The following is a 20,162-nucleotide window of genomic DNA, read 5'->3' on the forward strand; positions in this document are numbered from 1 at the left end:
AAAACTTAGGCTGAAAAAAAGTGCATCACTTTATGTGACGCACTTTTTTTGTATATTATAAATGAAAAGCTTCTGCTAATAAACGATACGATTTTAATTTATCCTCAAATTGATGGGTGATGGTTACAATCATAAATTCCTCAGTATTGTAAGCTTTACTCAAGTTTAAGATTTGTTCTTTGACGTAACGTTGATCACCTACAATCATACGTTGCCAATTTTCTTTAATGCGGAACAAATCATAGGCACTATAAGGATAGTTTTGTGCTGTTTCAATGGAAGGGGTACCAGTTGTGCGTTTTCCTTGTTCTAATAATAGAATTGATAAATCTAGACTAGACGCAATTTTCTCAGCCTCTTCAGTCGTTTCTCCACAAACAACAAAAATAGAAACAATTGATTTTGGTTTGTCTCCTAAGAAAGATGGTTGGAATTGTTCTTGATAAGCTTTCATCACTTCAGGACCACCATAGCCGTTGATAAACTGAGCGAAGGCAAAAGAAGCCACTTGTTTTGCTGCAACCATGGCACTTTCTCCACTGGATCCAAGCATCCATATTTCAGGTGCAGTAGGAATGACAGGCGAAGCTTTTAGGTTTGCATATTGATGATTTTCAGGTACGTTGTCATGTAAGTACATGGCTACATCCTGAATTTGTTCTGGATATTGGTCGAGTGAAATCATTTTTCCTTCTTGCAGCGCGCGAGTTGCGATGGGCATACCACCTGGTGCTCTACCAACTCCAAGATCGATTCGATTTGGATAAAGCGCTTCTAATACACGGAAATTTTCAGCGACTTTATATGAGCTATAGTGTGGAAGCATAACGCCACCGGACCCCACACGGATGCGATTTGTTTTCGCTGCAATATGAGATATGAGCACTTCAGGACTTGAACCAGCTAAACTGACAGAATTATGATGTTCAGACACCCAAAAGCGAGTAAATCTTAGTTTTTCCACTTCTTGAGCAAGTGTTACTGTATTGGAAAAAGCTTCAGTTGCTGTACTGCCATCGGAAATAGGGGATTGATCTAATACACTTAGTTTAATCATAGAAAATACCTCTCTATCTTAATGTACATTCTATTATATATTTACTTACGAAAAATGCGTAAAGAAATGCTCACATGAAAAAGCGAATGCTTTCACATCCGCTTGTTATGAGAAATTCCACGTTCATAATGATTCATTTCCACTAATGTTAAAATATATTCGTAGTTATCGATTTCCATCTTAATTTGATTACGATCATCTTCACTTAAATTTACATCCAATAATTTTTTGCATAGTAGTTGTTTTTTCAATTCCAAATGTTTTTTTGTTTCAGGATAGTCGTAAGTACGTTTCATATTTATCAATCCCTTCCTTACATTTCCTATCTATATCTTCATTATATGATAAGAAAGGGATGATGAGAGCAAATCTCTGTGAATTATTAGTGAATATTCAGAAAAAAGTGTTGTTCTACTATACTCATGAATACAATTCAGAGAATCACTGTTTTGTATTTTCAAAGTAAGGGGTGGAATGATGCGAGTGCATACACAATCCCATGTCACAACTGATGAAATGGTGGGAATTATTGATAAGGGATTACCGAAAACAGTAGAGCCAAAACAAATCATTGTAATTGGTGCTGGAATGGCTGGTTTAGTATCAGCATCCTTACTTAAAAGCGCAGGACATCATGTGAAAATTTTAGAAGCGAATAACCGTATAGGAGGCCGAATTGAGACTATTAGAATGGAAGACACCGGATTATATTTAGATGTTGGAGCAATGCGCATTCCATATATACATACATTAACGATGGCTTATATAAGAAAGTTTGAGCTACAAGTGACCCCTTTTATTAATCGAAATGAGACGGATATTATTTATGTGAATGGTAGAAAAACGACATTACAACAATACGAGAAAAATCCAAGTATTTTAAGATATCCAGTAGTGATGAATGAAGAAGGAAAAACATCTGAAGAATTATTATTGTTAGCAGTGCAGCCAATTATTGATTTCATTAAAAGAAATCCAGAAAAAAATTGGGAAATTGTTGAAAAAGACTTTGGGAAGTATTCAACAGCACAGTTTTTAAAATATCATCCTTATCAATATAATACGTATTTTTCACCAGTAGCAATTGAGATGATTGGTGTACTTTTAGATTTAGAAGGATTTTTAGAAAGGTCATTTGTTGAAACGTTACGTTTTATATATATTTTGCAGCAAGAAAGTGGTTTTTGTGAAATTAGTGGGGGCAATGATAAATTGCCAAAATCTTTTTTGCCGCAGTTAAAGGGAGATATTATTTACAATCAAAAATTAATGAAGCTTCAACAACATGATAAAGGTGTGACAGCATATTGCAAACATGAAGAGACATTTGGATATAGCAGTATAACAGGTGATTTAGTTATTATTACAATTCCATTTTCCACAATGCGATTTGTTGAAATTGATCCATTTGATTCTGTATCACATGAAAAGTGGAGAGCAATTCGTGAACTACATTATATGGCGGCTACTAAAATAGGAATTCAATTTAAAAGTCGCTTTTGGGAAGAACAGGGTCAATTAGGGGGGAGGATTATTACAGATTTACCAATTCGCTATGCGTATTATCCAAGCCATGGTATTGGGACTAAGGGACCGGCTATGATGCTTGGGAGCTATACATGGTCGTACGATGCATTATTATGGGATGGATTGTCGAAAGGTGATCGTATTTATTATACATTACAAAACTTAGCGACTATATTAGGTGGTCAAGTATATGATGAATTTATGTCAGGAGTAGCAAAAAATTGGACACTGGACCCGTATGCATTAGGAGGGTTTGCGATTTTTCAAGCGGGTCAAGAAACAGAACTGCAGCCAGCTATTGTAAAACCCGAGGGGAAAATATATTTTGCAGGAGACCATACAACACTTTATCATGGGTGGATACAAGGCGCAATTGAGTCTGGAATACGTACAGCTGTAGAGGTGAATCAATTGATTGTATGAGTATTAATAGTAAGAGGAAGGAAAGTGTCGTGACGAATATAATTAGAGATAGGTATGTATGAATTTGGTTTGAAAATAAGTGAAGTTCAGAAAAGTTATTTATTATATAAGTCGCTGCTACGGAGAAAAAAGTGACTTGCACTTGTTTTCTCTCTTTGTTTTCACTGGGCATGGGGCAGGAAAAGGATTTGACCGCTTCTATGCATGGTCGGATGCTCTCTTCCATCTGAAAAAGAAAGACTTTATGCCGTTTTTTAAATTTGTATTTATATATAGTGTTAAATGTTATTATATATAAAAGAACAATAGGGAGTGTTTGTAATGAATCCATTATTACTTGATTTTCCTTCTGAATTTTACACAGACAGGCTTCTCATTCGAATGCCAAAACCAGGGGATGGAAAGGCAGTATATGAAGCTATCAATGCATCGTTAGAAGAATTAAAACCTTGGATGACTTTTGCTCAAAAAGAACAAACAGAAGAAGAAATCGAAGCGAGTATAAGAAGATCACATATTCAATTTTTACAACGTGAAGATTTGAGATTACTAGTATTTTTAAAAGACACAGGCGAATTTGTAGCTTCTGCTGGATTGCATCGTATTAATTGGGAGATACCAAGATTTGAAATTGGATACTGGATAGATTCGCGCTTTGGTGGAAAAGGTTATATGACAGAAGCTGCGCAAGGTATTATGGATTATGCTTTTTCTGAGTTAAAGGCAAACCGGATAGAGATTCGCTGTGATTTACGAAATGTAAAAAGTAGAGCGATACCTGAGAGGCTAGGTTTTAAATTAGAAGGGATTTTAGAAAGCAGCAGTGTAGCGGTAGATGGTAAGGGACTCAGGGATACATGTGTGTTTGCGATGACAAGAAACAGGTATGAAAAAGAAGAGCTATAATGTATTAGCTCTTCTTTTTGAATTGTATTATTAATTAAGTTTTAGTCATTATAAGAACTGTTTAATGATTTTTACCCATCCTAAATAGGAAGCTCCTAAAATAATAGCCCATAAGAATGTAAGTCGTGCACTTCTTGGAATAGATAACCAAATTTCGAGTGATTTCCAAGAGTAATCTTTATTTATTCATTAATAGACATCCTTTTTGTGGCAATTATAACATAAAAAGGAGTGGGGTATTCAATACGTACTATAATGTGCTAGCACATTATAGTACGGGATGTCCATTCGAACTTTCAAAGATGGTAAACCATTGCTGACGATCTAATGTAAGTTTTGTTGCAGCGATAGCTGACTTCACGCGATCTAATTTACCAGAGCCAACGATTGGCATCATTTTTGCTGGATGAGCAAGTAGCCATGCATACATGACAATATCGATGCCATCAACATTCAGTTCATTCGCGACTTTTTGTAAAGTTTTGCGTAAGCGTAAAGCACGTTCATTTTGTCCTGTAAAGATTTCTCCACCAGCAAGAGGAGACCAAATCATAGGGCTAATTCTTTTTTCTTGGCATAAGTCGATTGTACCTTTTTCAAAATGTTCAAGCTGCATCGCAGATACTTCAATTTGGTTTGTGATGAGCGGGAAATCTAAGTATGAGCTAAGCATATTAAATTGAGACGGTAAAAAGTTAGATACACCGAAATGACGGACTTTTCCTTCTTGTTTTAAACGTGTGAAAGCTTCTGCCACTTCACTTGGGTCCATAAATGGATCAGGTCGATGAATCAGTAACAAATCAATATAATCAGTATGTAAGTTTTGTAGTAACTGTTCCACGCTTTTTACAATATGTTTCGTACTTGTATTATAGTGAGCGACATATCGCTTTGGAAACTTTGGAGATAAGGGAGCGATTCCACATTTTGTGACAATTTGCATGTTATCACGTAAAGAAGGCTGTAATTGTAATGCTTCCCCGAATAATGATTCACACGTATATCCTCCATAAATATCGGCGTGGTCAAAAGTTGTAATCCCCATCTCCATACAATTTTCGATAAAAGAAAGTAATTCTTGTTTTGGCATATTCCATTCTGCTAAACGCCAAAATCCTTGAATGATACGAGAGAATTCAAGGTTATTAGCCATTTGAATTCGTTCCATTTTGAGTAGACCCCCTTGATGAATGATGATATTTTTGAAAAGGCTTTCTTGTTCGGTACTATTATATAGTTATTGGATTGTACTTACAATGAATATGTTTTTGTTGTAAAAAACGATTTTACCCCGCATTAACGGGCAGTAAGCCCCCACCTCAAGAGTAAGAGCGAAACGAGGAAGATAGGTGGGGAATGAAGAAAAACCCTACTGATGGAAGTTTCACTTTATCTGTATGGTATAATGTACGAAGATATAGCTATAAGGAGATGTACGAAATGATTCCAGTAACAATTTTAACTGGTTTTCTTGGATCGGGGAAAACAACATTATTAAATCGTATTTTATCGGAGGAACATGGAAAGAAATTAGCGGTTATTGTAAATGAAATAGGGCAAATTGGCATCGATAATCAATTAATTATGAATGTAGAAGAAGAAATTATGGAAATGACAAATGGCTGTTTATGCTGTACAGTGCGTGAAGATTTACTTGTTGCTTTAAAACAGTTATTGGATGTAAAAGCAGAAGGGAAAATGGATTTTGATGGTCTAGTGATTGAAACGACAGGTCTTGCAAACCCAGGGCCGATTATCCAAACGTTCTTTTTAGATCCAGTTATTCAATCAGCATACAAAATTAATGGTGTTGTGACAGTGGTAGATAGTTATCATATACATAAACATTTTGAAAAAGGGCTAGAAGCGAAAGAACAAATTGCTTTTGCAGATATCGTTTTAGTAAATAAATTAGATTTAGTTGGAGAGGCAGAAGAGAAAGAACTCCTTACTGAATTACAAGGGATTAATCCAACAGCAAAATTAATCCCAACGACAAATTGTGAAGTAGATATACCGGTCTTGCTAGAAATTCAAACGTTTAAAACGCGTGATACATTAGAGATTTATCCACATAAAGAGCATCATCATTTAGAAGGTGTAAAATCATTTGCATTACGTGAAGAGCGTCCACTTGATTTGCAAAAGTTAAACGAATGGATGTCAGCTGTTGTTCAAGAGTTAGGAGAGTATTTATATCGATATAAAGGAATTCTATCGATCGATGGAGTAGATCGCCGTATTGTTTTTCAAGGTGTTCATACACTATTTGCTGCTTCTTACGATAGAGAGTGGCAAGAGGGAGAAGAGCGCGTGAGTGAAGTGGTCTTTATCGGGAAAGATATTAATAAAGAATGGTTCCAAGAACATTTTAAAGAGTGCGTAAAATAAGCCTGCTAATTTAGCAGGCTTATTTTTGTTATTAATCTCTGCCGGCTTCAACTAATTTCTTCGCGACAATTGCTGGTTTAGTATGAAACATAGTCATGTGATCACCTTGTGTAGTTACTAAACGAAATAATGCAAGGCGATTTGACATGTGAGGGTGCCATCCTGAATCTTTACCTTGTGGAACTGCCATATCTTCAGTTAAATAGAAATAACTTTTTGGAATATTTAATTGATAAAATTTCGTAAGGTCTAGCTTTTCAAAAAGTGGTCCAGCTGGTTCTGGTGTAACAGTTTCGTAAATTTTTTTCGCTAAGTCGAGATTAGCATTATTCATAAAGGTTTCTCGCCAAATAGGAAAAGGCAATTGGATAGCATTATTTTTCGATTTTTTTGCAAGCTCGGTCCAAAGCGTTTTTCCTTCGGCTGGGATTTCATCAGCTGCACTTTCTCCATTTGCTAGAACAAATGCATTCATAAAGACAAGTCTGTGGATTCGATCTGGAATTTGTTCGGCAACTTTTGAAATAACAATACCACCAAAACTATGACCAACAAGAACAAAATTCGTTATGTTTCTTTCCTTCACATAGTTGACTACTGATTTGACATAATCAGTGTGTTTTACAGCTTTATTCGTATCTTTTCCATGCCCAGGTAAGGTAGGAGTATATACTTTATGTCCCATTTGTTTCAACTCATTAGCTGTTTTATCCCAATAGCTAGAATCTCCCCAAGCGCCGTGAACGAGTACAAACGTAATTGGTTTTTGACGTATTACATCAATATCTGTCTCTATTTTTGCTTCTACTGGGATATGGAAGCTATTACTGCTAAGCATGATTAAAATAGCAGAAAGGCTTACGAATAAGAACTTGAATACTTTCAAAACAAACCCTCCATTTACTACTGATTTTGCATATATGTACATATATTTTCGCTGAAAGATTGTTTTTATTCTTTTGGAGTATAGTTATTAAAAGTAGAAGTGTTTACTTTGTAGAAAAAAGGACATTATTGTACGGTAAATGTTTAGCATTACATCTTTAGTTAATGAAAAAAAGTGAAACAATTATATTTTTGATGCGGAGGTAGAATATGAAACATGACCATCTTGTTCTCCTATTAATAAACAAAGATTAGTAGAAAATAATAAAAAGCCTGTTTTCACAGGCTTATACTTTCATCTATAAGTAATTCCATTACAACCCCAACAACCGGTCCTTCATCGTCTATATCACCAGTTAAGTGAAAACCGAAAGACTCATATAGTTTCATTGCTAGTTTGTTTTCTGGATGAAGACTTAAATAAATCTTTTTGCATTGAAATTTTTGTTGTAAATACTGGATAAGCAGATGGAGAAAACGTTTCGCATAGCCATTTCCTTGAAAATGGTAATCAATCATAAAACGATCTAGCCATACGCGATCATCTTTTTTTGAATACCAACCATACATTGCGTAGCCAACAAGTGTTTCTCCATCATATAAGCCTACTGACGTTCCGTTTTCTTCATATAGGGATTCCGCTAAAGAAAATGCATTACTTTCAATAAATTGCTGCTGCTCTGTTGCTACGTCTAAAGCAGCGACTGAACGCCAATTATTTGCTGTTACTTCACAAATGTGAAGATTCATAGTTCCAACTCGCTTTCATAACATAGTATATCTTTAAAACTAATATGGATAATTTTACTTGTTATTTTGTTGAAGTCAAGCTGCTGAATATGAAAAAAGACAGTTGAATATGTTTCAACTGTCTGAAAGGAAATATAAATTTAGTTTGTAGCTTCTTTTAAAGTGTTCACGTTTTCTTCCATTAATGTGAAGTAATCTTTATTTTTCTTTGCATCATCTTCAGAAATAGTAGCAAGGTGATTTAAACGTAAAATTTTCGTTCCTGTTTCTTTTTGAATAACTTCTGCTACTTTTGGAGTAGAGAATGTTTCAAATAAAATATATTTCAAACCATGCTCTTTTACTGTTTTTGTAATGTTAGCAAGTTCTTTTTGTGATGGTTCATCGGAAGCGGAGATGCCAGCAACTGGTATTTGTTTTAAGCCATAGCGTTTTTCCCAATATCCATATGCAGCGTGAGAAACTAAAATATCTTTCGTTTTTGCATCTGAAACAACAGATTTAAAGTGATCATCTAAGTCAGTGAACTTTGTTTGTAGGGCAGCGAAGTTTTTCTCAAATTCTTTTTTATGATCTGGTTGCAATTCTACGAGCGCATCTTTAATTTTTTCAGCCTGCTTCATCGCAAGTGTAGGATCAAGCCATACGTGTGGGTCTTTGTCATGATGGTGATTTTCTTCTTCTTTATGACCTTCCTCGTGCTCATGTTCTTCTTCTGATGAAGCGATAAGATCGAAACCTTTAGATGCATTAACAACTTTTACGTTCTCTTTTTTTAATGCTTTTTCCATTTTTTCTGCAAACGGCTCTAATTCCGCACCGTTATATACGAATAGGTCTGCCTTCGCAACTTGTACCGTTTGTTTTTGACTTGGCTCATATGTATGAGAGTCAGCGCCAGGTGGATAAATTGTTTCAACATTTACATAGTCACCACCGATTTTTTTAGCGAAGTCAGCAAGTGGAAAAATAGTTGTATATACAGAAAGTTTTCCATCTTTTTTTGCAGCTTCGTCTTTTTTGCTGGCACACCCAGCAAAAATTAAAGTGAAAATAAGTATAAAAGAAAATACCATTAACCTTTTCTTCATGTAATTCTCCTCTTTTCTTTCTTTTCCAATTTTATTTTCTCCAAAATAAGAGAAAAAATATCTTTTTGTTATAAAACGGAATAATTACGTTTTAAGTTGCGAACTTAGTATAATACATCTTTACGAAAGTTGCAATAAATAATAATCATTCCGATTTGATTTTGTTATAAAGTTGTCAAAAAGAACAGTATTAATTTTTATGAATGTCGCATATGTGACAACACTCCTTTCATATATTGAGGTAGAGGGTATGAAAAGGGGATGAGTAATTGGATTACATAATGGAAGCAATCTTATTGATACTAGCAGTAGTTTTGCCATTAACATGTGTTTTGATTTTCCTCAAGACATTAATAAGTAATCTAGGTGACTCTAGGATAATAAGCAAGTTACCAACAGAGAAAAAAGGAGAGAAGAGTAAGTAAAGCACTTGCATCACGCATAGTGCTTTACTTATGATAGAATAAGAAAAAGGAAACTCCTAGAAATAGGATTTGTACTGCCTGTTTGGACGGTATAAAATTAGATAAAGAGGTATAAAGATAAATGAATAAAAGAACAGCCTTAGTACTCGGTGCGAGTGGTTTAGTTGGACAAGAAGTGACGCAGCTATTACTTGACTCAGATTACTATGATTCGGTTATGGTTTTTGTAAGAAAGCCACTGCAATGGGAACATGAAAAGTTACAGCAGAAACAAGTTGACTTTTCTATATTAGAAGAGTATAAAGAATTTTTTGCTGTTGATGATGTTTTTAGCTGTCTTGGGACAACAATTAAGAAAGCGAAAACGAAAGCGAATTTTAAAAAAGTAGACTATGAATATACATTACGAGCGGCCTGTTTAGCAGAAAAACAAGGTGTACAAAATTTTCTTGTTATTTCTTCTATGGGTGCTAATCCAAAATCACTTTTCTTTTATTCACAAGTAAAAGGGAAGATGGAGGAGGAACTTCAAAAGTTAGTGATCGGTGGGATTCATATATTTAGACCATCACTATTGCTAGGAGATCGAGAAGAATTTCGTTTTGGAGAAAGAATGGCTGAGAAGATATCTGGTGTTTTGCCATTTGTATTTAATGGTACTTTAAAAAAGTATAAGCCGATTACAGCTGAGCAGGTTGCAAAAGGGATGTACTTAGCGGCACTACGTGAAGAATCTGGTGTCCATATTTATAATTCTACAGAGATTACAATGATGGAATAATGAAAACGAGAAGGGGAGCCCTTCTCGTTTTCATTATTGCGTATTAGCGGCGAGTCGAGGCTATTTTACCACGAGCACGTTGATATTGGTGGGGCTCTTGTAATTCAAATCCAAGTTCATTAGCTGCTGTTCTTGGAAAATATGGATTGCGAAGTAATTCGCGACCGATAAAGATTAAGTCCGCTTCATTATTTGCTAAAATTTCTTCTGCTTGTATCCCGCTTGTAATCAATCCTACTGCGCCTGTCGCAATGTGTGCTTGTCCTTTTATATGATTTGCATACTCTACTTGATAGCCAGGGTAAACGTCGATTTGTGCAGGTATAACTGCCCCAGAACTACAATCAATTACATCTACACCTTGTTCTTTCATCCATTTTGCAAATTGAACATAGTCATGGACTGTTAATCCTTCAGGATGATAGTCATTTGCAGAAATACGAACGAATAAAGGACCATTCCAAACTTCATTTACAGCATCAATGATTTCTTTTAAGAAACGGTAACGGTTTTCAGGTGATCCGCCATATTCATCAGTTCGTTTGTTTGATAATGGAGAGAGAAATTCATTAATGAGATAGCCGTGAGCCGCGTGGAGTTCAATAATATCGAATCCTGCTTGTTTGGAACGGCATGCGGCATCTTGAAAAGCAGAAATTGTTTTTTTGATTAGCTGTTTATTCATTTCTATTGGGGTTTTCATTGTATCATTAAATGCAATAGCCGAGGGTGCTACAGAGTCTGTATGTAATTCAGCTTTTCGACCAGCATGGGCTAACTGAATAGCTGCTTTTGCCCCATTTTCATGGATGAGGGACACCGTTTTTTGTAACCCTGGAATATGATCATTATTCCATATACCTAAATCTTTATTAGAAATACGTCCTTCAGGTACAACAGCTGTAGCTTCAAGCATAACAAGGCCTACTTGACCAGCTGCGCGAGACGCATAATGGATAAGATGGAAATTTGTCACTTTTCCATCTTCGTTTTCTGAAGAGTACATACACATCGGTGACATAACAATACGATTTTTTAATGTAACATCTTTAATCGTATAAGGTGAAAAAAGCTGATAGTTCATATTTATTCCCCCTTATTGCAGTTTCCTTTATTGTATCATCATCATTTTTGTTTCCATAATGAAACGCTTATTCCCGAAATTTTGTACATTTATGTTACAATTATTGAAATAAATTAAATTGGGGGATAGGGGCATGTACCGAGCTTATTATGAAAGCGAAATAGGTTTGCTTGAAATTACTGCAAATGATGAAGGAATTACTTCTGTTATTTTTGTAGAGGAACGGAAAGAAGAGAATAAAAATCAAATTGTAGAACAGTGCCTCGCTGAATTAGATGAATATTTTAATCGAAAGAGAACTGAATTTACAGTACCACTGTCAGCGGTTGGAACACCATTTCAAAAGAGTGTTTGGGATGCACTTTATACGATTCCATATGGAGTGAATGCTTCCTATCTGGATATTGCAGAAAAGGTTGGTAACACAAAGGCGGTGCGTGCGATAGGAGGAGCGAATAGTCGCAATCCGATTTCTATTATTGTTCCGTGTCATCGTGTAATTGGAAAAAGTGGAAAGTTAGTTGGATATGCAGGTGGTCTATGGCGAAAAGAATGGTTATTGAAACATGAGGGGATTTTGCAATAAGATAAAACTCTTTTCAAATGGAGATAGTAGTTTTCATTGCTTAGAGGATAACAAAGTCTAGTAGAAAGTAAGTAAGTAAGTAAGTAAGTAAGTAAGTAAGTAAGTAAGTATTTCTGAGTTTCATACGAATGGTTTAACCTGTTATTTGCGGGGAGGAATCATCTTGTTAAATAGCTGAATTTTTTAGTATGCTGGACAACAGAAGTATAAGTAGGGGATAAATCAGGGAAAGAGGGATTATTTTGCGTTGTATAAATTGTGGGAATCCTTGTCCTGACGGTCAATTTAATTGTGAGGATTGTCAGCAAACTTTACATAATGGAACAAAAGAGGGGACCTCACCAATCGAAAAAGATATGGAACAATATGTGGGAGCACATTATCCATATTATAAAAGAAAATGGGACAAAGAAAAGAAACGAATAGCAAGGTGGAGCTGGAATGGATGGGCTGCTATTTTCAATGTCGGATGGTTTGGTTATCGAAAATATTACTTACCTGCTTGTTTATTTGTAATTTTATTAGTAGCTTGTGATGCATTTTCATACTATATGGGATTCAATGTAGCACTCCCCATTATTAACATGGTTCCCCTTACCTTTTTATTGCTCATTTTAATGATGATAGGGGTCGGAATTTTTGCAAATGGGTTATATTATCGATTTGCTGAGCGGAAAATATACCGGATAAAAGCAAGAGGGATAAAGAATGGAGATGTTGAGCGTTATCTCATCCGTGATAGTGGAGGAACAAGTAAAATGGGAGCGGCTATTGTTACAATTTTGACAGCTGCTAGTATATTCATGAGTCACTTTTTCTTTCCTACAGATCAAGATGTTATTCAAAAAGTACGAGCAAGTTCCCTTTATGAGTATCCTTTTTTTTCTATTGGGGAATCTTTTGAACAGCATTTTAAGCAACCAACCTGGGTTTATTACCGCGGGGGAGATGGATTGGAATTAGTAGAATTTCATGGATACAATCATGGTATGACAAGACAAAAAATTATCATTCAATTTGTTGTCGATTACAGGTTGCATGAAATTGAACCATATTCTCTTACAGTTAACGGTGAGCCCCAAGGTGAAAAAGAGTTTTTGAAAATGATGGAAGATGTGTTTCGTACGCAAGATCTTTTTGAGTTGGATGACGGATTACAAAAAGATGAAAAAAAAGAAATGTTATAAGAAATGAATGTAAAAGCAGATGGAGCAGCTTTTACATTCATTTCTTTTTTTATTTTAGGAAAGAAAAATATTTAAAATAATCAGAATTTTTTGTATAATAATATTATACATGCTTTATTGTATACATACAGATTGGGGGAAGGAATAATGAAGAAAAAAGTTTCAACGCTTGCTGCACTTGCATTATCAACAAGTATGTTCGTTGCAGGTTGCGGGAATGGGGAGAAAGCATCGACAACGAAGAAAGAAACAGGTAAGGGGATGGCCGATAAACAAGTGCTAAACTTACTAGAAACAGCAGAAATTCCTTCGATGGATACATCAAAATCAACAGATTCCGTATCATTTCGAGTATTTGTAAATGCAATGGAGGGTTTATATCGATTAGATAAAGATAACAAGCGAACTCCAGGTATGGCAAAAGATGTGAAGATTAGTGAAGATAAGAAAACATATACTTTTGAATTACGAGATGCAAAGTGGTCGAATGGTGAGCCAGTTCGTGCACAAGATTTTGTATATGGCTGGCAACGTGCGCTTGATAAAGCAACAGCAGCTGAATACGCATTTATTTTATTTGATGTAAAAAATGCTCAAAAAGTTAATAAGGGGGAGCTACCACTTGATCAGCTAGGTGTAAAAGCAAAGGATGATAAGACACTAGTGGTAGAACTAGAACAACCAACTCCATATTTTCTTGATCTTACATCATTTCCAACATTCTTCCCTTTAAATGAGAAGTTTGTAAAAAAACAAGGTGATAAGTATGCATTAGAAGCTGATAAAATTTTATACAATGGACCATTTACGTTAAGTGAATGGAAGCATGAGCAAAGCTATCAATTAAAGAAAAATCCAAATTATTGGGATAAAGATACTGTAAAACTAGAAGAAATTAATGTCGGTGTCGTAAAAGAAACGAGCACAGGTGTGAACCTATATGATAATGATCAAGCGGACCGCGTAATTTTAACTTCAGAGTTTGTTGATAAATATAAAAAGAATAAGCCAGATGAATTCAAAACGAAACTAGATCCGCGTATGTATTTCTTACGTTTTAATCAACAAAATGCAACATTTAAAAATCAAAAAGTGCGTGAAGCAATTGATTTAGCTTATGATAAAAAAGGTATTGCAAATGTCATTTTAAATGATGGCTCATTACCAGCATATTTCTTAGTACCAGAAAAATTCACAACAGGTCCGGATGGAAAAGATTTTCGTACTGTAAATAAAAACTTCCATGATAGTAAAGACAATGCGGAAAAAGCGAAAAAGTTATGGGAAGAAGCGAAAAAAGAACTGGGTCAAGATACAATTACGGTAGAATTACTAAACGATGATAATGGTAGCCGGAAAAAAGTTGGCGACTTTATTAAAGAAGAGCTTGAGAAAAATTTACCTGGAATTAAAGTGAATTTGAAACAACAACCGTATAAACAGAAATTAGATTTAGAGAAGAAATTACAATATGAGTTTTCACTATCAGCATGGAGCCCAGATTATCCAGATCCAATGACGTATATTGATATGTTTATTACAGGAAGTTCATTTAATGAAATGGCGTATTCAAATCCGAAATATGATGACCTAGTTGCTAAATCGAAAGGTGAGTTGTTAAAAGATGATGCAGCGCGCTGGAAAGCACTTGCAGAAGCTGAAAAAATCTTAATTGGAGAAGATACAGCGATTTCACCTACTTATCAGCAAAGTACAGCATATTTAGAAAAAACATATGTAAAAGGAATTGCAAATCATACATTCGGCGGCGATTTTAGTTATAAATGGGCGTATATTACAAAAAAATAGTATAATAAGAGATGCGCGAATTTTCGCTCATCTCTTATTTTGTAAGGAGGACTTATGTTGATAAATGGCTTTAATCATCTTTGTTTTTCGGTTTCAGATTTAGAAAGATCTATTCAATTTTATGAAACAGTATTAGAGGGGAAGTTATTAGTAAAAGGAAGAAAACTCGCATATTTTGATATATGTGGAGTGTGGGTGGCACTCAATGAAGAAGCAGATATTGCACGAAATGAAATTCATCAGTCATATACACATCTTGCATTTTCTGTTAAACAAGAGGATTTTGGTCGACTATTAAAGCGATTAGAGGAGAATAAAGTTCATATTTTACAAGGAAGAGAACGTGATGTAAGAGATTGTCAGTCTATTTATTTTATTGATCCAGATGGACATAAGTTTGAGTTTCATTCAGGTACACTGCAGGATCGCTTAAAGTATTATAAGGAAGCAAAACCACATATGAAATTTTATTGATGAAATAAAGGGGGATGGGAAGAGCATGCATGCGCTCGTTATTGGAGGGACAGGGATGCTGAAGAAAGTGTCCGTTTGGCTTTGTAATCAAGGGCTTTATGTTTCTGTTATTGGACGAGATAGGAATAGGTTAGAAGATGTAAAAAATACATGTAATGCTCCAAGAAATGTTACATGTATTTCTCTTGATTACCACGATAGCGATGCTTTGAAACAATCTATTAAAGATACGATTAAACAAAATGGACCTATCACATTAGTCGTAGCTTGGGTACATACAACTGCTAAGGCGCTTCAAGTAATTTGTGAAGAAATTGAATTACATTCTAAATCCTATAGTTTGTTTCATATATTAGGGAGAAGTGCATCTCGATTGGAACGTCAAAAAATAGGAAGTGCTTTCTGTAATTATCATAGAATTTTATTAGGGTTTATTTTACAAGGTGAACATTCAAGGTGGTTGACTCATGAAGAGATTACTGATGGAGTTATAGCAGGAATTCAGAGTAAACAAAGCGATTGTATTGTAGGAACATTGGAACCATGGGAATTACGACCAATTTGATGAGGGGGAAGAAAACGAATGAAAACGACTTTATATGTAACACGTCATGGAGAAACAGAGTGGAATGTGGCAAAGCGTATGCAAGGGAGAAAAAATTCTAATTTAACCGAAAAAGGGATATTACAGGCAAAGCAGTTAGGGGATCATATAAAGGATATACCACTTCATGCGATATATAGTAGTCCAAGCGGGAGAACAATGCATACGGCAGAGTTAATAAAAGGAGAGCGGAATATTCCAATTATAGCTGATGAGCACTTTTATGAGATTAATATGGGGATCTGGGAAGGGAAAATGCTTGTGGATTTGGAAGCGCAGTACCCAGAGGAAGTACATACGTTTTGGAATGAGCCACATCGTTTTTGTTCGACATCAGGCGAAAATTTCTATGATGTACATAGTCGGGTGATAGAAGGAGTAAACCTTCTTTTAGAAAAACATAAAGGGGAAAGTATTTTAATCGTATCTCATGCAGCAGCTGCAAAATTACTTGTGGGACATTTTACTGGTCTTTCTGTTGAAAGAGTGTGGGATGATCCATTTATGCATAGTGCGAGCTTAAGTATCATTGAATTTGAAGGAAAAGAGGCTAGTGTTAAACAGTTTGCCGATATAAGTCATTTTCAGCAAGTATAAAAAGACCGCAATAGAGCGATCTTTTTACGTTTACTGTTAACAATAAGGGATAAAGAATTAGCAATTACGTTTTCTAAACCAGAAGTGATCGACTTTTTTCCGTTTGCAAGATGAATGTTTGTGATGATCGCAATCATGGCAGCTTGAATGACAGTCATCATCCCATGAGTGATTGCAAGATTTTTTATCATGATTACGGATGAAAACACATTTTTTACAGAAACATTTCTTCACACGTGTCCGTTTTGTAACACAAGTGGACTTTTTCACACGTGTCCGTTTTGTAACACAAGTGGACTTTTTCACACGTGTCCGTTTTGTAACGAACGTACATTTTTTCACACGTGTCCGTTTTGTAACGAACGTACATTTCTTCACACGCGTACATTTTGTAACGAATGTCCACTTTTGTACACGTACACGAGTACGCTTCGTAACAAACGTACATTTTTTCACACGTGTACATTTTGTTCGAGGACATTTACAGCTTGTTGTACATTTATGACCAGAAAATTTATTATCGTCACAATCAAACTTACTTGGGTCTTGATGTAAAAATTCTTCCATCCCTGCACTTTTGATTTCCTCAACGGCTTTTTGAATATCACGTTTCATAGAAACCCTCCTTATCGCTAATTAAAATGAAAAAGTATCCTTTTACATTAATCAGGATATGAGGAGAGAATTTCTTCTGTATGAGACAAGAGCTTAGATTTCAATAAAAATAGACATATAGCGGATATATGGACATGGACAAAGCAATGAGCATACATTAAATGGAGAAAAAAAGAAGGGATGGGAGAACATGTTGCCTTCTTATGATTTTTTTATTCATCCGATGTATCTTGTTGAATTAAAGAAGGACATTTGGTCTGATAGTCCAGTGCCTGCTAAATTAACATATGGGAAAAGAAAGTATGATATTGACATTGTATACCGGGGAGCACATATTCGAGAATTTGATAAAAAATCATATCATGTTATGTTCTATAAGCCGAAACAATTTCAAGGGGTGAAAGAGTTTCATTTGAATTCTGAGTTTAAGGATCCGTCACTTATAAGAAATAAATTATCGCTTGACTTCTTTAGTGATATTGGTGTGCTTTCACCAAAATCTCAGCATGTTTTTATTAAAATTAATGGTCAAATTCAAGGGGTATATTTGCAATTAGAATCTGTTGATGCGAATTTTTTGAAAATCCGTAAATTACCGAGTGGGTCAATTTATTATGCGATTGATGATGATGCGAATTTTTCTTTAATAAGTGAGCGTGATCAAGATGTTAAAACAAACCTATCTGCAGGCTATGAGTTTAAATGTGCGAATGAACATAGTGAAGAACAGCTTAGTGAATTCGTTTATCAGGCAAATGCACTATCGCGAGAAAAATATGAAAAAGAAATAGTGAATTATCTTGATGTTGAAAAATATTTGCGATGGTTAGCAGGTGTTATTTTGACTCAAAACTTTGATGGGTTTGTTCATAACTATGCATTGTATCATAATGATGAAACGCATTTGTTTGAAGTGATACCATGGGATTATGATGCTACATGGGGCCGTGATGTAGAGGGAAGGCCACTTAATCATGAATACATTCGAATTCAAGGGTATAATACATTGAGTGCCAGAATTCTTGATATACCAGTATTTCGAAAACGTTACCGCAATATCCTTGAAGAAATTTTGGAGGAAAAATTTACGGTTTCTTTTATAAGGCCACAAGTAGAGGGAATGTGCGAAGCGATTCGTCCGTATCTTATTCAAGATCCTTATATGAAAGATAAAATAGACATTTTTGATAAAGAAGCAGAAATGATTTTTCAATATATCAATAATCGTCGGCAATATATTGAAGAACACCTCCATGAATTAACATAATGTGAAAAGGGATTGATTCGTTATCAATCTCTTTTTTGTTATCCCGCTATTAGCGAGTAGTAAGATTACTATATTAAAATTTATATTAGGTGAAGGAGGGAGCAAGAAACGAAAGATTAAAGATTCATCTTATTTGAGTAGGTTTCAATTGCTCGACGTTGTGGAACATCAAAGTAATAATGCGTCTATTAGTAAAATGATTGTAGAAGATTGGTGATTTCTAGGAAGTGCACCATTCTTTAAGTGTATATGGGGATTAGTCTTTCATTGCTCAAAAAAGAGTGCAATTAGAGTAATGATTTAACAAAAGAATGGTTATATATGGTAAAATACAACCGAATGGGACAGGGAGATTTGGTTCATTAGAAATATAATGAATATTTTAATAAAATAATTAGAAAAAGAATGCGTGCCTATAATAAAGATCTTAAAACGTATGATATTCGAGAGAAATTAAGATATATTCATTTCCCTACTCTCATTTTGTGTGGTCAACATGATGTTCAATGCCCAGTTTTTTATTCAAAGGAAATACATAGCTTGATTTCAGATTCAAAATTAGTAATTTTTGAAAATAGGAATCATTTTCCTTTTGTTGAAGAGAAGGAATCTTTTGCAATGGCTATCCAAAAAATTTACAAATATTTAATTCGTTTATACAAATGGAGATGAACTTTTTATATTTTTTATTTCTTAATCAACAATAGAAATTAACAGAGATTATAGTAAGATTTTGAAGGAATGGTGTATATTCTGTTATTTTTGCTAAGTATAGTTTAGTTTTAAGTGAACAAGTAGTCTATTTTTTCGTTTGCAGTGAAATTACGTATTGTTCAATGTGAGTAGAGAATATCTTTCCTAGGATGGTGAGAATATGGAAGTGAAATGGATCGATTGGGTAAAACAAATACAAGCCATTGCTCAGGCTGGTTTAACGTATTCAAAAGATGTGTATGATATGGAACGTTTTCAACAATTACGTGATCTTTCAGTTACGATGATGTCTCATTATACGAAGACAGATTGGGAAGTGGTAGAGAGATTATTTGCCAATGAAATGGGTTATCAAACACCGAAAGTAGATATTCGGGCTGTCGTGTATCAGGATGGAAAATTATTATTTGTGAAAGAAAAAAGTGACGGGAAATGGGCTCTTCCAGGTGGCTGGGCAGATGTTGGCTATACGCCAACAGAAGTGGCAGCAAAAGAAGTGTGGGAGGAAACGGGTTATAAAGTTGATCATTTTCGATTATTAGCAGTATTTGATAAAGAAAAACATTATCCATCACCATCAGCAATGCATGTATATAAAATATTTATTGGTTGTGAAATTGTTGGGGGCGAAAAGCAAACAAGTATTGAAACAGAAGAAGTGACCTTTTTTGGTGAAAAGGAAATCCCAGAGTTATCGACTGCTAGAAATACAGAGTGGCAAATTAGAGAGATGTTTGCCTGTATGAAAGATAGGAATAAAAGCTCCTTACTTGATTAAGAAAATATGTAAAGATAAGAATAAAGATAGTTTAACAGTACTCCAACAGAAGTCCCCTTCCTCAAGCACATGCAGGCCATAGTCCAGGGATCATTCAAAGCGTATAAATCTCTTTTTCTTTCTATTCGTGCCTGGTATATTTATAATGAATTGTACATATTTTGGGTAAGGAATGAGGAATATATTGGCATGTATAAATCTTTGTGGG

The 20,162-nt window shown here is 34.9% G+C and carries 20 protein-coding genes; 12 read left to right on the plus strand and 8 right to left on the minus strand.

From position 1 onward, the window contains the following. Nucleotides 1–55 precede the first annotated feature (55 nt). Nucleotides 56–1,057 carry an LLM class flavin-dependent oxidoreductase gene (locus JDS96_RS04185; protein ID WP_199666165.1) on the minus strand — a complete coding sequence of 334 codons (1,002 nt, stop codon included), beginning with the start codon at nucleotides 1,055–1,057 and terminating at the stop codon, nucleotides 56–58. A 92-nt stretch (nucleotides 1,058–1,149) separates the two neighbouring features. Next, entirely contained in the window at nucleotides 1,150–1,353 is a 204-nt protein-coding gene (locus JDS96_RS04190; RefSeq protein WP_003197079.1) for a DUF3896 family protein, read from the minus strand. Nucleotides 1,354–1,534: 181 nt separating this feature from the next. Between JDS96_RS04190 and JDS96_RS04195 the strand changes: the two genes are divergently transcribed. Continuing rightward, nucleotides 1,535–3,007: a flavin monoamine oxidase family protein gene (locus JDS96_RS04195; protein WP_199666167.1), complete on the plus strand. Its 1,473-nt coding sequence runs from the start codon at nucleotides 1,535–1,537 to the stop codon at nucleotides 3,005–3,007. Nucleotides 3,008–3,328: 321 nt separating this feature from the next. Further along, a complete protein-coding gene (locus JDS96_RS04200; protein WP_003197085.1) occupies nucleotides 3,329–3,913 on the plus strand; it encodes a GNAT family N-acetyltransferase in 585 nt (194 codons plus the stop codon). 268 nt (nucleotides 3,914–4,181) lie between these two features. On the opposite strand, the gene JDS96_RS04205 is transcribed toward JDS96_RS04200, so the two are convergent. Then, nucleotides 4,182–5,084 (minus strand): aldo/keto reductase, encoded by a 903-nt coding sequence (locus JDS96_RS04205; protein ID WP_199666169.1) that lies wholly within the window; start codon nucleotides 5,082–5,084, stop codon nucleotides 4,182–4,184. A gap of 272 nt (nucleotides 5,085–5,356) precedes the next feature. On the opposite strand from JDS96_RS04205, the gene JDS96_RS04210 reads away from it, so the two are divergent. Beyond that, nucleotides 5,357–6,307 carry a CobW family GTP-binding protein gene (locus tag JDS96_RS04210; RefSeq protein WP_199666171.1) on the plus strand — a complete coding sequence of 317 codons (951 nt, stop codon included), beginning with the start codon at nucleotides 5,357–5,359 and terminating at the stop codon, nucleotides 6,305–6,307. A 31-nt stretch (nucleotides 6,308–6,338) separates the two neighbouring features. On the opposite strand, the gene JDS96_RS04215 is transcribed toward JDS96_RS04210, so the two are convergent. From JDS96_RS04215 to JDS96_RS04225, 3 genes are all read right to left on the minus strand, one after another. Continuing rightward, complete coding sequence (locus JDS96_RS04215) at nucleotides 6,339–7,193, minus strand: alpha/beta hydrolase (protein ID WP_199666173.1); 855 nt, start codon at nucleotides 7,191–7,193, stop codon at nucleotides 6,339–6,341. A gap of 278 nt (nucleotides 7,194–7,471) precedes the next feature. Further along, nucleotides 7,472–7,942 carry a GNAT family N-acetyltransferase gene (locus JDS96_RS04220; protein ID WP_097836669.1) on the minus strand — a complete coding sequence of 157 codons (471 nt, stop codon included), beginning with the start codon at nucleotides 7,940–7,942 and terminating at the stop codon, nucleotides 7,472–7,474. 140 nt (nucleotides 7,943–8,082) lie between these two features. Then, nucleotides 8,083–9,033, minus strand: coding sequence for a metal ABC transporter substrate-binding protein (locus tag JDS96_RS04225; RefSeq protein WP_097847724.1), 951 nt, complete (start codon nucleotides 9,031–9,033; stop codon nucleotides 8,083–8,085). Nucleotides 9,034–9,579: 546 nt separating this feature from the next. Between JDS96_RS04225 and JDS96_RS04230 the strand changes: the two genes are divergently transcribed. Beyond that, nucleotides 9,580–10,239, plus strand: coding sequence for an oxidoreductase (locus JDS96_RS04230; protein ID WP_003197100.1), 660 nt, complete (start codon nucleotides 9,580–9,582; stop codon nucleotides 10,237–10,239). A gap of 43 nt (nucleotides 10,240–10,282) precedes the next feature. On the opposite strand, the gene namA is transcribed toward JDS96_RS04230, so the two are convergent. Next, nucleotides 10,283–11,323: an NADPH dehydrogenase NamA gene (gene namA / locus JDS96_RS04235; RefSeq protein WP_199666175.1), complete on the minus strand. Its 1,041-nt coding sequence runs from the start codon at nucleotides 11,321–11,323 to the stop codon at nucleotides 10,283–10,285. Between the two features lie 133 nt (nucleotides 11,324–11,456). Here namA and JDS96_RS04240 point away from each other — a divergent pair, with 133 nt between their 5' ends. The 6 genes from JDS96_RS04240 to JDS96_RS04265 all read left to right on the plus strand — a co-directional run bounded on the left by JDS96_RS04240 (nucleotide 11,457) and on the right by JDS96_RS04265 (nucleotide 16,580). Next, entirely contained in the window at nucleotides 11,457–11,909 is a 453-nt protein-coding gene (locus JDS96_RS04240; protein ID WP_003197104.1) for a methylated-DNA--[protein]-cysteine S-methyltransferase, read from the plus strand. A 242-nt stretch (nucleotides 11,910–12,151) separates the two neighbouring features. Beyond that, a complete protein-coding gene (locus JDS96_RS04245) occupies nucleotides 12,152–13,096 on the plus strand; it encodes a DUF2628 domain-containing protein (protein ID WP_199666177.1) in 945 nt (314 codons plus the stop codon). Between the two features lie 147 nt (nucleotides 13,097–13,243). Continuing rightward, nucleotides 13,244–14,905, plus strand: a complete 1,662-nt coding sequence (locus JDS96_RS04250) for a peptide ABC transporter substrate-binding protein (protein ID WP_199666178.1) — start codon at nucleotides 13,244–13,246, stop codon at nucleotides 14,903–14,905. A gap of 57 nt (nucleotides 14,906–14,962) precedes the next feature. After that, nucleotides 14,963–15,379: a FosB/FosD family fosfomycin resistance bacillithiol transferase gene (gene fosB, locus JDS96_RS04255; protein WP_018765467.1), complete on the plus strand. Its 417-nt coding sequence runs from the start codon at nucleotides 14,963–14,965 to the stop codon at nucleotides 15,377–15,379. A 25-nt stretch (nucleotides 15,380–15,404) separates the two neighbouring features. Beyond that, nucleotides 15,405–15,944 carry a short-chain dehydrogenase gene (locus tag JDS96_RS04260; protein ID WP_199666180.1) on the plus strand — a complete coding sequence of 180 codons (540 nt, stop codon included), beginning with the start codon at nucleotides 15,405–15,407 and terminating at the stop codon, nucleotides 15,942–15,944. An 18-nt stretch (nucleotides 15,945–15,962) separates the two neighbouring features. Continuing rightward, nucleotides 15,963–16,580 carry a phosphoserine phosphatase 1 gene (locus JDS96_RS04265; protein ID WP_199666182.1) on the plus strand — a complete coding sequence of 206 codons (618 nt, stop codon included), beginning with the start codon at nucleotides 15,963–15,965 and terminating at the stop codon, nucleotides 16,578–16,580. Nucleotides 16,581–16,637: 57 nt separating this feature from the next. Here JDS96_RS04265 and JDS96_RS04270 read toward each other — a convergent pair whose 3' ends face one another. Beyond that, a complete protein-coding gene (locus JDS96_RS04270; RefSeq protein WP_199666184.1) occupies nucleotides 16,638–17,195 on the minus strand; it encodes a CotG/ExsB N-terminal domain-containing protein in 558 nt (185 codons plus the stop codon). A gap of 190 nt (nucleotides 17,196–17,385) precedes the next feature. Here JDS96_RS04270 and cotH point away from each other — a divergent pair, with 190 nt between their 5' ends. Continuing rightward, on the plus strand, nucleotides 17,386–18,462 hold the full coding sequence (cotH, locus tag JDS96_RS04275; protein ID WP_199666187.1) for a spore coat protein CotH: 1,077 nt from the start codon (nucleotides 17,386–17,388) through the stop codon (nucleotides 18,460–18,462). Between the two features lie 874 nt (nucleotides 18,463–19,336). Next, nucleotides 19,337–19,954, plus strand: a complete 618-nt coding sequence (locus tag JDS96_RS04280) for an NUDIX hydrolase (RefSeq protein WP_003197116.1) — start codon at nucleotides 19,337–19,339, stop codon at nucleotides 19,952–19,954. Nucleotides 19,955–20,162 lie beyond the last annotated feature (208 nt).

Origin of the sequence: Bacillus cereus group sp. N21 (genome assembly GCF_016483395.1) — a bacterium.
Lineage (GTDB): Bacteria > Bacillota > Bacilli > Bacillales > Bacillaceae_G > Bacillus_A > Bacillus_A pseudomycoides.

Coding starts and splice junctions, on each gene's coding strand:
- JDS96_RS04260 (WP_199666180.1), top strand. CDS start 15,405: ATGCATGCGCTCGTTATTGGAGGGACAGGGATGCTGAAGAAAGTGTCC.
- JDS96_RS04185 (WP_199666165.1), bottom strand. CDS start 1,057: ATGATTAAACTAAGTGTATTAGATCAATCCCCTATTTCCGATGGCAGT.
- JDS96_RS04240 (WP_003197104.1), top strand. CDS start 11,457: ATGTACCGAGCTTATTATGAAAGCGAAATAGGTTTGCTTGAAATTACT.
- JDS96_RS04190 (WP_003197079.1), bottom strand. CDS start 1,353: ATGAAACGTACTTACGACTATCCTGAAACAAAAAAACATTTGGAATTG.
- cotH (WP_199666187.1), top strand. CDS start 17,386: ATGTTGCCTTCTTATGATTTTTTTATTCATCCGATGTATCTTGTTGAA.
- namA (WP_199666175.1), bottom strand. CDS start 11,323: ATGAACTATCAGCTTTTTTCACCTTATACGATTAAAGATGTTACATTA.
- JDS96_RS04250 (WP_199666178.1), top strand. CDS start 13,244: ATGAAGAAAAAAGTTTCAACGCTTGCTGCACTTGCATTATCAACAAGT.
- JDS96_RS04205 (WP_199666169.1), bottom strand. CDS start 5,084: ATGGAACGAATTCAAATGGCTAATAACCTTGAATTCTCTCGTATCATT.
- JDS96_RS04220 (WP_097836669.1), bottom strand. CDS start 7,942: ATGAATCTTCACATTTGTGAAGTAACAGCAAATAATTGGCGTTCAGTC.
- JDS96_RS04200 (WP_003197085.1), top strand. CDS start 3,329: ATGAATCCATTATTACTTGATTTTCCTTCTGAATTTTACACAGACAGG.
- JDS96_RS04265 (WP_199666182.1), top strand. CDS start 15,963: ATGAAAACGACTTTATATGTAACACGTCATGGAGAAACAGAGTGGAAT.
- JDS96_RS04210 (WP_199666171.1), top strand. CDS start 5,357: ATGATTCCAGTAACAATTTTAACTGGTTTTCTTGGATCGGGGAAAACA.
- JDS96_RS04270 (WP_199666184.1), bottom strand. CDS start 17,195: ATGAAACGTGATATTCAAAAAGCCGTTGAGGAAATCAAAAGTGCAGGG.
- JDS96_RS04280 (WP_003197116.1), top strand. CDS start 19,337: ATGGAAGTGAAATGGATCGATTGGGTAAAACAAATACAAGCCATTGCT.
- JDS96_RS04225 (WP_097847724.1), bottom strand. CDS start 9,033: ATGAAGAAAAGGTTAATGGTATTTTCTTTTATACTTATTTTCACTTTA.
- JDS96_RS04195 (WP_199666167.1), top strand. CDS start 1,535: ATGCGAGTGCATACACAATCCCATGTCACAACTGATGAAATGGTGGGA.
- JDS96_RS04230 (WP_003197100.1), top strand. CDS start 9,580: ATGAATAAAAGAACAGCCTTAGTACTCGGTGCGAGTGGTTTAGTTGGA.